This window comes from Streptomyces clavuligerus, from assembly GCF_005519465.1.
In the GTDB taxonomy this organism is placed as follows: Bacteria; Actinomycetota; Actinomycetes; order Streptomycetales; family Streptomycetaceae; genus Streptomyces; species Streptomyces clavuligerus.
Genome location: NZ_CP027858.1, coordinates 5064646 through 5080243 on the forward strand (window position 1 = coordinate 5064646; position 15598 = coordinate 5080243).

Sequence of the window (15598 nt, forward strand, 5' to 3'; positions counted from 1 at the left end):
GGGGGTGTGCGCGAGAGCCCGGGGTGACGCCCGGACAGGGGTCCGGGACGGTGCCCGGGGCACCCCTGGGGGCGGCGGGAGCGGCGGTGGTCGTTCGACATCGTCGTGAGGCAGCCTAGGCCCTCGGCGCACAGCCCAGGACATGGGCCTTCACCAGGGCCCCGATCTGCGGATCGCGCCGCTGGAACGCCTCCACGAGCGCCTGGTGCTCCTCCGCGTAGGACTGCTGCACCGTGCCCAGCCAGCGGATGGAGAGCGCGGTGAAGACCTCGATGCCCAGGCCCTCCCAGGTGTGCAGCAGCACCCCGTTGCCCGCCGCGCGCACCAGCTCGCGGTGGAAGGCCACGGTATGGCGGACCTGGCCCGCCGAGTCCCCGGCGCGGTCGGCCTCGTACAGGGCCGCCACCTCGGGCTCCAGGGCCGAGCAGTCCTCCGCCAGCCGCTCGGCGGCCAGCTCGGCGGCGATCTGCTCCAGACCGGCCCGCACCGGATAGCTCTCCTCCAGGTCCGCGGCGGTGAGATTGCGCACCCGGGCGCCCTTGTTCGGCGCGGACTCGATCAGCCGCAGGCTCTCCAGCTCCCGCAGCGCCTCCCGGACCGGGGTCTGGGAGACCTGGAGCTCACTCGCGATGCCGCGCTCCACGATCCGCTCGCCCGGCTTCCAGCGTCCACTGACGATGCCCTCCACGATGTGGGCACGGATCTGTTCCCGCAGCGACTGGACGACGGGCGGGGTCATGTGGGGGCTCCTTCAGGGGGACGAGGCCCACCGATTATCCCCTCCGGGGGCGGTGGACACAGTGAGGGGACGACGAGGCGCCCCGCCCGGACTCGCCGGGCGGGGCGCCTCGCACTGCACTGTCGCCGGGCTCAGAGACCCAGCTCCACCTCGAACTCACCGGCTTCGAGGATCGCCTTGACGGCCGTCAGGTAACGGGCGGCGTCCGCGCCGTCCACCAGACGGTGGTCGTAGGAGAGCGACAGGTACGTCATGTCACGGATGCCGATGACCGTGCCCTCGGCGGTCTCGATGACCGCCGGGCGCTTGACCGTGGCACCGATGCCCAGGATGGCGACCTGGTTCGGCGGCACGATCACCGTGTCGAACAGCGCGCCGCGCGAGCCGGTGTTGCTGATCGTGAAGGTCGCGCCCGCCAGGTCGTCCGGCGTGATCTTGTTGCCGCGGACCTTGCCGGCCAGCTCGGCCGTCTTCTTGGCGATACCGGCGATGTTGAGGTCGCCCGCGCCCTTGATGACCGGCGTCATCAGACCCTTCTCGGAGTCGACGGCGATGCCGACGTTCTCCGAGTCGAAGTACGTGATGGTGCCCTCGTCCTCGTTGATCCGGGCGTTGACGACCGGGTGGGCCTTCAGCGCCTGGGCCGCGGCCTTGACGTAGAACGGCATCGGGGAGAGCTTGACGCCCTCACGGGCCGCGAAGCCGTCCTTCGCCTGGGCGCGCAGCTTCATCAGCTTGGTGACGTCGACCTCGACGACCGAGGTCAGCTGGGCCTGGCTGTGCAGCGCCTTCATCATGTTGTCGCCGATGACCTTGCGCATGCGGGTCATCTTGACGGTCTGGCCGCGCAGCGGGGAGACCGCGAGGGCCGGGGCCTTCGCCGCGGGGGCGGCGGCGGCCGGGGCGGCCGGAGCCGGAGCGGCGGCCGGGGCCTTCGCGGCGGCGGCGTCGAGGACGTCCTGCTTGCGGATGCGGCCACCGACGCCGGAGCCGGACACCGAGGCGAGGTCCACGCTGTTCTCGGCGGCCAGCTTGCGCACCAGCGGGGTGACGTAGACATCGCTGCCGGAGACCGGAGCGGCGGCGGGCGCGGGCGCGGCCGGGGCGGCTGCCGGAGCCGGTGCCGGGGCAGCGACCGGCGCGGGCGCCGGAGCCGGGGCGGGCACCGGGGCGGGGGCCGGAGCCTCCTGGACCGGAGCCGGAGCCGGGGCAGCGACCGGGGCGGGCGCCGGAGCGGCGGCCGGGGCCGGGGCCGCAGGCGCGGCGGGGGCGGCCGGAGCCGCACCCGGAGCACCGATCACGGCCAGCTTGGCGCCGACCTCGGCGGTCTCGTCCTCGCCGACCACGATCTCCAGCAGCACACCCGAGGCGGGGGCGGGGATCTCGGTGTCGACCTTGTCGGTCGAGACCTCCAGCAGCGGCTCGTCGGCCTCGACGCTCTCGCCGACCGACTTCAGCCAGCGGGTGACGGTGCCCTCGGTGACGCTCTCGCCGAGCGCGGGGAGGACCACGTCGGTGCCGGTGGCGCCACCGGCGGCCGGGGCGGGGGCCGGAGCCTCCTGGACCGGCGCGGGCGCGGCCGGGGCCTCGGCCACCGGCGCGGGGGCGACGGGGGCCTCCTGGACCGGGGCGGGGGCAGCGGCGGCTGCGGGCGCCGGGGCGGCGGCCGGGGCACCGGTGCCGTCGTCGATGAGGGCCAGCTCGGCGCCGACCTCCACCGTCTCGTCCTCGGCGACCTTGATGGAGGTGAGGATCCCGGACGCCGGGGCGGGGATCTCGGTGTCGACCTTGTCGGTCGAGACCTCCAGCAACGGCTCATCGGCCTCGACGCGCTCGCCCTCGGCCTTCAGCCAGCGGGTGACAGTGCCCTCGGTGACGCTCTCGCCGAGCGCCGGAAGGGTTACGGAAACCGCCATGGTTTCACTTGCTCCTAACGATGGGGTCTCCCCGGCTCCGGCGGAAGCGCGAGCCCGGGGAGGGGTGCGGTAGTGGTCGTCGGCCCGAGGGCTCAGTCGTGGGCGTGCAGCGGCTTGCCCGCGAGGGCCAGGTGCGCCTCGCCCAGCGCCTCGTTCTGCGTCGGGTGCGCGTGGATGAGCTGCGCGACCTCGGCCGGCAGAGCCTCCCAGTTGTAGATGAGCTGTGCCTCGCCGATCTGCTCGCCCATCCGGTCACCGACCATGTGGACGCCGACCACGGCACCGTCCTTGACCTGGACGAGCTTGATCTCGCCCTGGGTCTTCAGGATCCTGCTCTTCCCGTTGCCCCCGAGGTTGTACTTGAGGGTGACGACCTTGTCCGCGCCGTAGATCTCCTTGGCCTTGGCCTCGGTGATGCCCACGGAGGCGACCTCCGGGTGGCAGTACGTCACCCGGGGCACGCCGTCGTAGTTCACCGGGACGGTGTTCAGACCGGCGAGCCGCTCTGCCACCAGGATGCCCTCGGCGAAGCCGACGTGCGCGAGCTGGAGGGTCGGGACCAGGTCGCCGACCGCGGAGATGGTGGGGACGCTGGTCCGCATGTACTCGTCGACGAGGACATAGCCGCGGTCCATCGCGACGCCCTGCTCCTCGTAGCCGAGACCGGCCGAGACCGGGCCGCGGCCGACGGCGACCAGCAGCACCTCGGCCTCGAAGGTCTTGCCGTCCGCGAGGGTGACACGGACGCCGTCCTGCGTGTACTCGGCCTTCTGGAAGAAGGTGCCGAGGCTGAACTTGATGCCGCGCTTGCGGAAGGCGCGCTCCAGCAGCTTGGAGCTGTTCTCGTCCTCGACCGGGACCAGGTGCTTCAGGCCCTCGACCACGGTGACCTCGGCGCCGAAGGACTTCCACACGGACGCGAACTCGACACCGATGACGCCGCCGCCGAGCACGATCGCGGAGGACGGCACACGGTCCAGCTTCAGCGCGTGGTCGGAGGAGATGATCCGGTTGCCGTCGATCTCCAGACCGGGCAGCGACTTCGGCACGGAGCCGGTCGCCAGCAGGATGTGGCGGCCCTCGACGCGCTGGCCGTTGACGTCGACCGAGGTGGGCGAGGAGAGGCGGCCGGCGCCCTCGATGACGGTGATCTTGCGGGAGGCGATCAGCCCCGTCAGGCCCTTGTAGAGGCCCGCGATCACGTCGTCCTTGTACTTGTGCACCGCGGCGATGTCGATGCCCTCGAACGCGGTACGGACACCGAACTGCTCCGACTCGCGGGACTGGTCGGCGACCTCGCCCGCGTGCAGCAGCGCCTTGGTGGGGATGCAGCCGTAGTGCAGGCAGGTGCCGCCGAGCTTGTCCTTCTCGATCAGGGCGACGCTCAGGCCGAGCTGGGCTCCGCGCAGCGCCGCAGCGTAACCGCCGCTACCGCCGCCGAGGATCACTAGGTCGAAAACGGTGCTGGCGTCGTTCGCCACGTCACGTCCTCCATGCATGCGCGCCGGTCGCCGGGGTCCCCTCACCCAGGGGAGTCCGGCCCTTCGGCTGGTGTGCGGCCGATGTCTCGTCGGCCCTTAGGTCGGGGCCCTGTCCTGCCGAGGACCCATCTTTGCACTTGTTGCGGAAAGACGGGACGCGGGGCGGGCCTCTGCGGGCGTCTGATCGATCACCCTTGTGGCTACCGGTGAGTAGCAACGCGGTGCGCCGTCCGTCGATTCCCGGGGCCGGGCGCCCCGCCGTTCGTCCAGAGCGAACGCGGGGGATCCGGCCGATCGCACGGGCAGCGGCCCGCGGCCCGTACGGGGGTGCCGTACGGGCCGCGGGGACGGGTGGCCGGGCGCCCGCGCGGGGTGCCCGCGCGCCCGGCCGGGGCGTCAGCCCAGCTCGCCGTCGGCGATCCGCTCCGCGAGACGGACCAGGGTGCGCACCGAGGAGCCGGTGCCGCCCTTGGGGGTGTACCCGTACGGGGCACTCTCGTGGAAGGCCGGGCCCGCGATGTCCAGGTGCGCCCAGCTGATGCCCTCGCCCACGAACTCCTGGAGGAAGAGACCGGCGACCAGGCCGCCGCCCATCCGCTCGCCCATGTTGGCCATGTCCGCGACCTGGGAGTCCATGCCCTTGCGCAGCTCGGCGGGGAGCGGCATCGGCCAGGACTGCTCACCGGCCTCCTCGGCGGTCTCGTGGACCGCGGTGCGGAAGGCGTCGTCGTTGGCCATCACACCGAAGGTGCGGTTGCCGAGCGCCAGCACCATCGCGCCGGTCAGCGTGGCGACGTCCACCATGGCGTCCGGCTTCTCCTCGGACGCCTTCCACAGCGCGTCCGCGAGCACCAGCCGGCCCTCGGCGTCGGTGTTCAGCACCTCGACCGTCTTGCCGCTGTACATCCGCAGGACGTCGCCGGGGCGGGTGGCCGAACCGGACGGCATGTTCTCGGCGAGCGCGAGCCAGCCGGTGACGTTGACCGCGAGGCCGAGCCGCGCGGCGGCGACGACGGCGGCGAAGACCGCGGCGGCGCCGCTCATGTCGCACTTCATCGTCTCGTTGTGACCGGCCGGCTTCAGCGAGATGCCGCCCGAGTCGTAGGTGATGCCCTTGCCGACCAGCGCCAGCGTCCTGGCGTCCTTGGCGTGGGTGTAGGTGAGCTTCACCAGGCGCGGCGGGTTGGCGGAGCCCTGGCCGACGCCGATCAGGCCGCCGTAGCCGCCCTTGAGCAGCGCCTTCTCGTCCAGGATCTGGACCTTGAGGCCGTGCTCCTTGCCCGCGGCGGACGCCACGGCGGCGAACGCCTCGGGGGTCAGCTCATTGCCGGGGGTGTTGATCAGGTCGCGGCAGCGGTTCAGCTCCTCGACGACGATCTGCGCGCGCTCGGCGGCGGCCTTGTGGGCCTTGTCGCGCGGCTTGGCGCCCAGCAGGGCGACCTCGGCCAGCGGCTGCTTGGCGCCGCGGGCGTCCTTCTTGCCCATGCCCTGGTAGGCCGTGAAGGCGTACGCGCCCATCAGCGCGCCCTCGGCGATCGCGCCGGTGTCCTCGGCGGCCTCGATCGGCAGCGCGAACGCGGCCTTCTTGGAGCCGTGCAGGACCCGGGCGGCGGTGCCCGCGGCGCGGCGCAGGACCTCGGCCTCGAACGCCTCGCCCTCCTCCGGCGCGGCACCGAGGCCGACCGCCAGCACCACCGGGGCCTTGATCCCCTCGGGCGACGGCAGCTTGGTCACCTCGCCCTCGGCACCGGTGGCCCCGAGGGTCTCCAGCACCGCGGCGAGCTTTCCGCCGAACGCGTTGTCCACGGTCTCCGCGCCCGGTGCGACCACCGGGCCCTTGGCGCCCTTCGCGACCCCGACGACAAGGGCGTCGGCGCGCAACGTCGCAGCGCCGGCAGTGCTGAGAGTGAGAGCAGTCACGGTGGTGAAATCTCGCTTCCGTTGAGTTCCGGGGCCAAACGGCCGTTGTGGGGACAGGTCGACATCCCGCGCGGCACAGCGTACGCGCGACCGTGCGGGCCGCTGACGGCGGCGTTCGTTCACCCGTGCGTGGGATGTCCGCACGGCTGTCCGTCCACCGGGCAACTGGCCTGTACGGGAGTGGTGTTGCCCGCCGGGGTGCCGGACGGCGCACGGTGGGCGGGTGTGACCCGGACGGGTACCCGTGTGCCCGCTCAGGCACCAGGAAGACGTACCCGGGGGTCCGGGGGTTCGCACGGACCCGGGGAAATCACTCTGTGAGCCCCCGGCGTACGCCCGCCCGGCACCCCGCTGGACAGCGGCGAGCGGGGGCGGGGCGGGTCAGCCGAGGACCAGCGCCAGCAGACAGGCCGTCGCCGCCGTCTCCGCCAGCGCGCCGTAGACATCGCCGGTCACCCCGCCGAAGCGGCGGACGCAGTGCCGCAGCAGCAGCCCGGCCGCGATGAGCCCGAGGACCGCGGCGAGCCCGTACCGCAGCGCCCCGGGGCCGCCGGGGGCCGTGCCGAGCCCCGCCCCGGCGAGGACCACCAGGGCGGCGGCCGACCAGGCCGTCCGGACGGGCAGCACCTCGGCGACCGCCGCGCCCAGGCCCTCGGGGCGGGCCGCGGGGACCCCCGTACGGGAGGCGACGGTGAGGGCGAGCCGCGCGGTCACCGCCGCGAGGAGCGCGCCGAGCGCGCCGTGGGCCCACCCCCTCCCATACAGCTCGGCCAAGGCCGCGACCTGCGCGAACAGCGTGAACAGCAGGGTGATCACTCCGAACGGCCCGATGTCGGACCGCTTCATGACCGCCAGCGCCCCGGCGGCGGGCCGCGCGCTGCCGAGACCGTCCGCCGTGTCGGCGAGCCCGTCCAGATGGAGCCCCCGGGTCAGCGCGGCGGGGACGGCCGCCGTGGCGACCGCCGCGACCAGCGGACCCGAGCCGAGCAGGGCGGACGCCGCGCCCAGCGCGCCCGCGCACAGCCCCACCACCGCTCCGGCCAGCGGCGCGCAGAGCATGCCGGCGCGGGCCGCGCCCCGGTCCCAGCGGGTCACCCGGACGGGCAGCGCGGTCAGGGTGCCGAACGCGAAGCGGACGCCCGTCCCCATCCCCGCCCGCGCGCTCGTACCGCCTGTTCCGTCCGTGCCGCCGGTGTGGTCCGTCCCGCTCATGTCGTTCACCGGCGCAGGGTAGCCCGCTCGCCCTCCCCCAGCACGGTAGATTCCCGTTCAAATGCAGCGATAAGGGATATAGGGATATAGCGATCAGGGATAGAGAGCGCCCTGAAGGGAACGGCATGGGCGGCTGGTTCACCCGCAACATCGTGGAACCGGGCAAGCTCCCGATGGTGCTCGCCCTTGCCTCGTTCGTCCTCACCTTTCTGCTCACCCGGACCGTCACCCGGCTGATCAGGGCGGGACGCGGCCCCTTCCGGAACATCACCGCCGGGGGAACGCACATCCACCATGTGGTGCCCGGGGTGGTCCTCACCCTCGTCGGCGGCTTCGGCGCGGTCGGCGCCGGGCGCCACGGGCTGGGAGCCTCCCTCTGCGCGGTCGTCTTCGGCATCGGCGCGGGGCTCGTCCTCGACGAGTTCGCCCTCATCGTCCATATCGACGATGTCTACTGGACCGAGGAGGGACGGCAGAGCGTGGAGGCCGTCGTGCTCGCCACCGCCCTCGCCGCGCTGGTCATCGGCGGTTTCTCACCCCTCGACGTCGCCTCGATCAGCCCCGGCGAACGCCAGAACCGGGCTGCCTTCGTCGTCACCCTGCTGCTGAACTTCCTCCTCGCCCTGATCACGCTCGCCAAGGGCAAGGCCCGGATGGCGATCATCGGGACCCTGGTCCCCTTCGTCGCGATCGTCGGCGCGGTACGGCTGGCCCGGCCCGGGTCGCCCTGGGCCCGGCGCCTCTACCGCCGCAGGCCCCGGGCCCGGGCGCGGGCCCGGCTCCGCTCCTACCGCCACGACCGGCGCTGGGACCGCCCCCGCCGCCGCTTCCAGGACTTCATCGGCGGCGCGCCCGGCCGCCCGCCCGAACAGCGCTGAACGGGAACGGGGGACTCGGCGCGGCTGTCGCACCGGTCGCGCCGCCGGGCCGGTCAGCCCGCGGCGACCCGACCCGCGCCGTCCGCCCCGTCGGGCTTCTCGGGCTCCTTGGAGCCGTCCGGCTCATCCGCGCCATCCGTGCCATCTGCGTCATCTGCGTCATCTGTGTCATCCGTGTCGGACGACCGCTCCGGCAACTCGGCCGCCAGCGCGGCAGCCGCCTGGACGAACGGAAGCGCGAGCAGCGCCCCCGCCCCCTCCCCGACCGTGACACCGTGGTCCAGGAGCGGGGTGAGCGCCATCCGGTCCAGCGCCTTCGCCTGCGCCGGCTCCCCGCTCAGCTGACCCGCCAGCCACCAGTCCGGCGCCCGGAACGCGGCCCGCTGTGCCACCAGCGCACACGCCGCCGACACCACCCCGTCCAGGATCACCGGCATCCGGCGCACCGCGCTCTGGAGCAGAAAACCCGTCATCGCGGCCAGATCCGCGCCCCCCACCGCCGCCAGCAGCTCCAACTGGTCCCCGAGGACCGGCCGGGCCCGGCGCAGCGCGTCCCGGATCGCCGCGCACTTGCGCATCCACGCCAGATCGTCGATGCCCGCGCCGCCGCGCCCCGTCACCAGCGAGGCGTCCGTCCCGCACAGGGCCGCGATCAGCGTGGACGCGGGCGTCGTCCCGCCCACGCTCAGATCGCCGAGGACCACCGCGTCGGTGCCCGAGTCGGCCTCCTCGTCCGCGATCGCCATCCCGAGCCGGACCGCGCGCTCGGCCTCCTCGGCCGTCAGCGCGTCCTCCACGTCGATGCGCCCGCTGCCGCGCCGCACCCGGTGGCGCACCACCTCGTCCGGCAGCAGCGCCGGATCGCAGTCCAGCCCCGCGTCCACGATCCGCAGCGGCACCCCCGCCCGGCGCGCCAGCACCGCGACCGGGGTCCCGCCCTCCAGCGCCGCCCGCACCAGCCGGTGCGCGGTGCCCGCCGCACGGCCCGAGACCTCCAGGGACGCCACCCCGTGGTCCCCGGCGAACAGCACCGCCTTGGGCCGCTCGATCGGCCGCACCGGCACCGAGCCCTGAGCGGCCGCCAGCCATTCACCCAGCTCGTCCAGGCGCCCCAGCGCCCCGCCCGGGACCACCAGGCGCTCCCGGCGCTCCTCGGCGTCGCGCCGGACGCCGCTGTCGGGACGCTCGATCAGTTCGGAGAAGTCATCGAGATTCAGCCTGCTCATTCGCCGAACAGTACCGGGTGGCACCCGCTCAGTTCCGCAGTACCAGCGCCTGCCCCGCCACCACCAGGACGACCTGCTCGCACTCGGCCGCGAACGCCGCGTTCAGCCGTCCCAGCTCATCGCGGAAACGACGGCCGGACGCGGTCGCGGGCACCACCCCCGAACCCACCTCGTTCGTCACCGCCACCACCGTCCGCCCGGTCGTCCGCACCGCCGTGACCAGCTCACCGACCCGTTTCCGCAGCTCCCGTTCACCGCCCTGCCGCCACCGCTCGTCGTCCCAGGCGCCCACCCGGTCCATCGCGTCCGTCAGCCACAGCGACAGACAGTCCAGCAGCAGCGGGGGACCGTCGCCGGACAGCAGCGGAACCAGCTCGCAGGTCTCCTCCGTGCGCCAGGAGTTCGGACGGCGCTCCCGGTGCAGCGCCACCCGGTCCGCCCACTCGGTGTCGCCGCCGCGGCCGCCGCCCGTGGCCACGTACAACACCCCAGGGAACGTTTCGAGCCGCCGCTCCGCCTCCACCGACTTCCCCGAACGCGCCCCGCCGGTGACCAGCGTGCGGCGCGGAACGTCGGGAACGGCGTGGTACTCGCCCACGATCAGCGTCGTCCCGTCCGGCACCGCCCGCGCACCCGCCGCCGCGAGCCGCCGCTCCAGCTCACCGCCGCCGGGCACTTCGTGGTCGAGATGGACGGCGATCACATCGGTCGTCGCCCCGATCCCGCCCGTCGCCCGCAGCCGCGCGATCGCGTCGGGCCGCGCCACCACGTCGGCGAGCACCATGTCGTACGGGGCGGCCCCGTCCGTGAGCCCGGCGGGCGCACCCCCCGGCGGCAGATACAGCAGCCGCTCGCCGTCCGGGGAGGCCACCTCGTACCCCGTCCCCGGGGTGTCCATCGGGACCGCCCGCACCCGGTGCCCGCTGATCAGCGTCAGCACCCGGCCGTCGGGCACCCGTCCCGCCGGGGGCAGCCCCGCCGGGACATCCAGGGCGGGCCCGTCGTGCGGATGCGTGAGCAGCACCTGCCGCACCCCCACCAGCGAATGCCCCGCCCGCGCGGCGGCCAGCGCCGCGCCCGGGGTCAGGTCGAGCAGCAGCGCACCGTCCACGAGCAGCGCGGTGGCCGCGCGGGCCAGCGGGCCGCGGGCGGTGGCGCAGACCGCGCAGGGACAGTCGGGCCGGGGGAGACCGGCGGGTGCGCCGGTGCCGAGCAATGTCACTTCCACACCCAGATCCTCCCGCGCCGCCGCGTGCCGTGCGCGCCCGGCTACGCTGCGGGCAGGACAGAGATCACTTCAGGACCCAGGGAGGCGGACATGACATGGACGTGGCGGTTCGAGAAGTCCGACGGGACGGAGGTCCGGCCTGCGGTGGAGCCGGAGGAGTTCTCCACACAGGGGGACGCCGAGACCTGGCTCGGGGAGCACTGGAAGGAACTCCGTGACGGGGGAGCGGATCAGATCCACCTCTTCGAGGACACGACGGCGGTCTATGGGCCGATGAGCCTGCACGCGCCCGAATAGCGGCAGGTCCGGGCCCCGGTCGATACCGGGGCCCGCTTCCCCGGCCCTCCTGGCGTCCCGTGGTCGCGTGGTCGCGTGTCCCACGCGGTCCCGTGGCGGGCCCCTGGCCGGATCACGGATTCCGCCCCGCCCCGGATGATCTGATGGAACGTCGGCCTCGACGGACTCCGGGGCCGGTCTCCCAGGGGGAGGAGTCTGGACCATGGCATGGGCCGAATGGGAACGGCTGAAGGCGGAGGCCGTCGAACGCAGGACCACCGGGATGCGGCTCAACGAGGCCGCCGACCCGGGCGGGGGCGGCGGCGACCCCCTGGTCCACGTCGGTGACCTGCGGGTCGACCAGAAGGATCTCGCCGCCATCGGCGACGCGGCGTTCGGCCTCCACCAGCGGCTGGCACGCGACGGCCGGCTGGCCGCGTCGTCCGGAAGCAGAGCGGCGAACGACCTCAGCGGCCAGGGATTCGCCCTCGGCGGGGCGCTGCGGACCGTGACCGACCGCTGGGAGGAACAGCTCACCTCGCTGCGCGACGCCTGCGCCAAGATCTCCAACCATATGGAGTTCTCGAACCAGCAGCACCGCGGGGACGACGAGTTCATCAAGCGGCACATGAGCACCATCCGCACCCTCGACGAGGGCTTCGACGACACCTACGGCCCGGCACCCGCACCGCCGGGCCGGGGCGCCGCGGGCCCGGGGAGCGGGGGCTGACCATGGACTTCGACGCTCTGCGGCAGGCCCGTCTCGGTCTGCTCGCCGCCACGGTCACGGACTGGAGGACCATGGCCGACCGGCTGGCGGACCTGGAGCAGGAGGCCCGGCAGGGCCTGCGCGGCCGGGCCGACCGCGCCGACTGGAGCGGGCTGAACTCCCAGGTCTCCCGCCGGTTCATCGCCAGGACCGCGGGCGAGTTCGACGACGCCGCCACCCAGGCCGGATCCGTCCACGGCATCCTCCGGGACACCCATGACGAGCTGAGGACCCAGCAGCGGCTGCTGAACGAAGCCGTCCAGCGTGCCGAGGCCCGGGGCATCCGGGTCGACGGCGGCGGAGGCGGCGGCTTCACGGTCAGGGCCGCCCACACCGGCACCGGCGGGCCACCCACCCCCGAATCCGGACCGGAACAGGGCGAACTTCATACCGTCAGGGATGAGATCCAGACAATCCTGAACCGTGCCACCGAGATCGACAGCTCCGCCGCCGAAGTCCTGGTGACCCTCGTGGAACAGGCCGAGTACGGCTTCTCCGGCGCCCGCTACGCCGACCGCGACGCGGCGGCCGGCGCCCTCGGCGCGGCGGACCGGCTCGCGGCCCTGGCCGGGAAGGACCCCCGCGACCTCACGGCCAAGGAGTTCGACGCCCTCACCTCCGGACTGAGGAAGTACGCGGGCGACGAACTCTTCGCCGCCCGCTTCGCCGGAACACTCGGCGGCCGGGGCACCCTGGACTTCTGGGCCGACATCACCGACCCCCGCCAGACCGGCGATCTGCTGCGCGAACGCCACGGCAGGTACGACGACCTCCAGAAGCATCTCGGCCTCACCCTGGCCACGGCGAGCCGCAGCGACGCATGGGAGATGGACCGCTGGAAGTCCGAGGTCCTGGACACGGCGGGCAGAACGGTCGGCGGGGGCGGCGGGAGCGCCCTCGGCGTCCAGGTCATGAGCAACCTGATGCGCTGGGGGAACTTCGACGACCGGTTCCTGCTGGACTACGGCGCCCGGCTCATGGAGACGGAGAAGCACTTCACCGGCAACGGCCGACAGGGCGCCTGGCCGTCCTCCCCTATGAACCCCGAACTGAACCGCACGGGCACCGACTCCGGCACCGACCCCGCCGTCGGCTTCCTCATGGCCCTGTCGCAGAGCCCGGAGGCGTCCACGGCCTTCTTCGGCGAGACCTTCGTGACCCGGTACGAGGACCACGAGTTCTACGAGGACAAGGACGGCGACGGCAACCGCGAACGCCGGGAGCTGAGCAACTTCGACTACTTCTTCGAGGAGCGGGACTGGCCCAAGGACGTCGACTCCAAGGGCAAGGAGACCGACATCGGCAGGGAATCCCTGGGCCACGCCCTGGAATCCGCGACAACGGGCCACCCGTCGGGCACGGGCCCGAGACCGGGGGACCTCACGCATTCGCCGGAGCAGGCGGCGTTGTTCGAGGGGATTGTGGGGTCGGTGTCGGAGAAGCCGGAGCGGTTGGGGGGGAATGGGGCGCTGGGGGAGAGTCTGGGCAGGATTACGGCTGAGTACATGCCGGATATTCACCGAGCCCTTGGGGGCGGGCGGCACCGGGAGGACTATTACTACCCGGCACCCGGTGCAGTCGCCGAGTTGGCGCCAGTGGATACAACCCGATTTCTTTACGAGCTGGGTAAGAGTCCAGATGGTTATGCTGCGGTGAATCTTGGACAAAACAATTACACGGCACAGCTCATCGAGTCCCATTGCAGAAATCCGGCGGGGGGTCCGCATGGTGCTACGGTCAACGACGCGATTGCTGCGGCAGCGAGAAGTGCCGGTGATATTCAGGGAATCCTTGGTGGTGGCCGAGCATCTGAGGCCGAGGAGACCAAAGGGGCATCAGAAGCCAAGTTCAACAAGGCTCTCGACACGGCCAATGCCTGGGGGAGTTCCTTGGTCGAAGCCGGAATCGCATTTTTTGTTGCACCGACCGCAGGCCCCGGCGCAATTGCCGCAGGGGAGCTTGGGGGGACGGTCGCCGGAGAGATCATCGGAGCGATCACAGACGGATACAAGAAGGACAGTGCGGACGAGGTTATTTACCGAAACGGTAAGGCGTGGGACAGCACTCGCGAGTCGACCTACATCTTGCTTGAGACCGCTTATGGGGAGGCCAGGAAGGAGTCTGTCCGGCGAGACGCCATCAATGTGGATGTGGCGATTGAGGCCGAGACGGGATTCACCAATGCTGCGAGGAGGGTCAGAGATGCTCTTGAGGGGCAGGGTCTCCCCGGGCAACTCGACTCGAAGGGCTGAGATTTTCCATGAATAAAAAATTGATCGGTGCAGTCGCCGGTGGATTTCTCGTCGTCGGTGTATCGGCGTATGCTGCTGGTGTTTTTGATGAAGAGGTCGGCGCCATTGAAGGCCGGGATGTCTGTAGCAATCTCGACCCCGATGGTGAAGTGGTGAGAAGTCTGAGGGGGATCCTTCCCGAGCGAAGCCAGTATTCTTTCGATTTCTCTGTCGTGGAGCGTGGCTCAAAAGCCGATGCGCGTTCTGGTTACGCTACGGCCTGCTTTGTCGACGGTGGAAAGAAATTGCTTTTCAGTGTACTTACCGACCTCATCGTCGGAGATCCTCCTGAGGTGTGGATGAAGAGTGAAGTCGAGGGTGTCATCAAGGAGGCTCCTCTAGCCGGTGAATTCCAGGCCGGTTATCGGGCGATCTCCTCTTCCCGAGGGGCGGCGATCTATGTTCCCTGCTTTAAGGAACATAGAAGCGGCCTCGTCAATCTGACCGTCCGGGGCGACCTCAAGAAAGGCTCCCGCGCCAACCACCAAGAAACAAAATCTGCCCTCGAACTCCTCGTCCGCAAAGCCGCCGCCTACGCCCACCAACACGCCGGCTGCGACCTCCCCTCCCGCCTCTGACCCGCCTTCAGATCTCCCCCAGCGTCACCCGCGCCGTGCCCGCCCGCCCATCGCGGAGGTAGCCCACCACGACCTGGTCACCCGGCTTGTCCGGGGCCAGCGCCTCCGCCAGGGAGGTGATGGTGGTGATCTCGTCGGGGCCCACCCTGGTGATGATGTCCCCGGCGCGCAGGCCCGCCTTGTCCGCCGAGCCGTTCGGGACGACCTCGACGATCGCCACCCCGGCGGGCTGGTAGTTGTCGTCCAGGACGGTACGGCCGGTGATCTCCAGGGCCGCCCGGCCCGAGTCGGTGACCTTGCCGGTGGCGATGATCTGGTCGGCGACGGTCTTCACCATGGAGACGGGGATCGCGAAGCCGATGCCCGGCGCGGCGGCGTCCCCGAGGCCGGGGTCGGTCGCCGCCAGGGTGGGGATGCCGATCACCTCGCTGTCCAGGTTGACCAGCGCGCCCCCGCTGTTGCCGGGGTTGATCGCCGCCGAGGTCTGCACCATGTTCCCGATGGTCGCGCCGGTGCCGCCGTCGGCGGCGCTCTCCGTCACGGTACGGCCGATGCCGGAGACGATGCCCTGGGTGACGCTGCTGGAGAGCCCGAGCGGCGAGCCCATCGCGAGCACGATCTGGCCGACCGCGACTGTGGACGAGTCCCCGAACCTCGCGGGTTTCAGACCCACCGGGACCTGGTCCAGCTTGATGACGGCGAGATCCTGTTCGGGGTACGAGGAGACCAGCTTCGCGGTGACGGGCTCCTCGCCGGTGGCGACGGTGACGAGGAACGAACGTCCGCCGCCCACCACATGGGCGTTGGTGATGATGTGGCCCTTGCTGTCGTACACGACCCCCGAGCCGAGGCTGTTCCCGGACTCGATCTGCACCACCGACGGCAGAACGTTCTTGATCACCGTCTCGTAGTCGGACTGGAGGTCGTTCACGGCCTGCGGCGGTGGGACGGCGCGGGTCGAGTTGCGGGACTGCTCCCAGGAGGAGGACTCCCCGACGGGGGTGCCGGAGCATCCGGCGGCCAGGCCGGCCACCAGCAGAGCGGCGAGCGGCGGCAGCAGTCGGCGTGGCGATATCTCCATGTT

13 protein-coding genes are annotated in these 15598 nt (G+C 71.9%); 5 read left to right on the forward strand and 8 right to left on the reverse strand.

Annotation, left to right across the window (positions count from 1 at the left end; all coding sequences use genetic code 11):
- Positions 1–115: 115 nt before the first annotated feature.
- From CRV15_RS21330 to CRV15_RS21350, 5 genes are all read right to left on the reverse strand, one after another.
- On the reverse strand, positions 116–739 hold the full coding sequence (locus CRV15_RS21330) for a GntR family transcriptional regulator (protein ID WP_003955678.1): 624 nt from the start codon (positions 737–739) through the stop codon (positions 116–118).
- Between the two features lie 131 nt (positions 740–870).
- Positions 871–2655 (reverse strand): 2-oxoglutarate dehydrogenase, E2 component, dihydrolipoamide succinyltransferase, encoded by a 1785-nt coding sequence (gene sucB / locus CRV15_RS21335; protein WP_003960231.1) that lies wholly within the window; start codon positions 2653–2655, stop codon positions 871–873.
- Between the two features lie 92 nt (positions 2656–2747).
- Complete coding sequence (gene lpdA / locus CRV15_RS21340) at positions 2748–4136, reverse strand: dihydrolipoyl dehydrogenase (protein ID WP_009995958.1); 1389 nt, start codon at positions 4134–4136, stop codon at positions 2748–2750.
- A gap of 396 nt (positions 4137–4532) precedes the next feature.
- Entirely contained in the window at positions 4533–6056 is a 1524-nt protein-coding gene (locus CRV15_RS21345) for a leucyl aminopeptidase (RefSeq protein ID WP_003960230.1), read from the reverse strand.
- Between the two features lie 381 nt (positions 6057–6437).
- A complete protein-coding gene (locus CRV15_RS21350) occupies positions 6438–7205 on the reverse strand; it encodes an adenosylcobinamide-GDP ribazoletransferase (RefSeq protein ID WP_029182896.1) in 768 nt (255 codons plus the stop codon).
- A 188-nt stretch (positions 7206–7393) separates the two neighbouring features.
- Here CRV15_RS21350 and CRV15_RS21355 point away from each other — a divergent pair, with 188 nt between their 5' ends.
- Positions 7394–8146, forward strand: a complete 753-nt coding sequence (locus CRV15_RS21355) for a hypothetical protein (protein ID WP_003955671.1) — start codon at positions 7394–7396, stop codon at positions 8144–8146.
- 53 nt (positions 8147–8199) lie between these two features.
- Here CRV15_RS21355 and cobT read toward each other — a convergent pair whose 3' ends face one another.
- Together cobT and CRV15_RS21365 are read right to left on the reverse strand one after the other, a co-directional pair.
- Positions 8200–9372, reverse strand: a complete 1173-nt coding sequence (gene cobT, locus CRV15_RS21360; RefSeq protein WP_003955670.1) for a nicotinate-nucleotide--dimethylbenzimidazole phosphoribosyltransferase — start codon at positions 9370–9372, stop codon at positions 8200–8202.
- Between the two features lie 28 nt (positions 9373–9400).
- Positions 9401–10600 (reverse strand): bifunctional adenosylcobinamide kinase/adenosylcobinamide-phosphate guanylyltransferase, encoded by a 1200-nt coding sequence (locus CRV15_RS21365; protein WP_029182895.1) that lies wholly within the window; start codon positions 10598–10600, stop codon positions 9401–9403.
- A 90-nt stretch (positions 10601–10690) separates the two neighbouring features.
- Here CRV15_RS21365 and CRV15_RS21370 point away from each other — a divergent pair, with 90 nt between their 5' ends.
- The 4 genes from CRV15_RS21370 (at position 10691) to CRV15_RS21385 (ending at position 14514) form a co-directional block, all read left to right on the forward strand.
- The gene (locus CRV15_RS21370; RefSeq protein WP_003955668.1) at positions 10691–10897 is read left to right on the forward strand and encodes a hypothetical protein; all 207 of its coding nucleotides are present in this window, start codon (positions 10691–10693) and stop codon (positions 10895–10897) included.
- Positions 10898–11099: 202 nt separating this feature from the next.
- The gene (locus tag CRV15_RS21375; RefSeq protein ID WP_003955666.1) at positions 11100–11606 is read left to right on the forward strand and encodes a hypothetical protein; all 507 of its coding nucleotides are present in this window, start codon (positions 11100–11102) and stop codon (positions 11604–11606) included.
- A 2-nt stretch (positions 11607–11608) separates the two neighbouring features.
- On the forward strand, positions 11609–13897 hold the full coding sequence (locus CRV15_RS21380; RefSeq protein ID WP_003955664.1) for a hypothetical protein: 2289 nt from the start codon (positions 11609–11611) through the stop codon (positions 13895–13897).
- A gap of 8 nt (positions 13898–13905) precedes the next feature.
- Positions 13906–14514, forward strand: a complete 609-nt coding sequence (locus tag CRV15_RS21385; protein ID WP_003955663.1) for a hypothetical protein — start codon at positions 13906–13908, stop codon at positions 14512–14514.
- A gap of 7 nt (positions 14515–14521) precedes the next feature.
- On the opposite strand, the gene CRV15_RS21390 is transcribed toward CRV15_RS21385, so the two are convergent.
- A complete protein-coding gene (locus tag CRV15_RS21390) occupies positions 14522–15595 on the reverse strand; it encodes a S1C family serine protease (RefSeq protein ID WP_003955662.1) in 1074 nt (357 codons plus the stop codon).
- Positions 15596–15598: the final 3 nt, after the last annotated feature.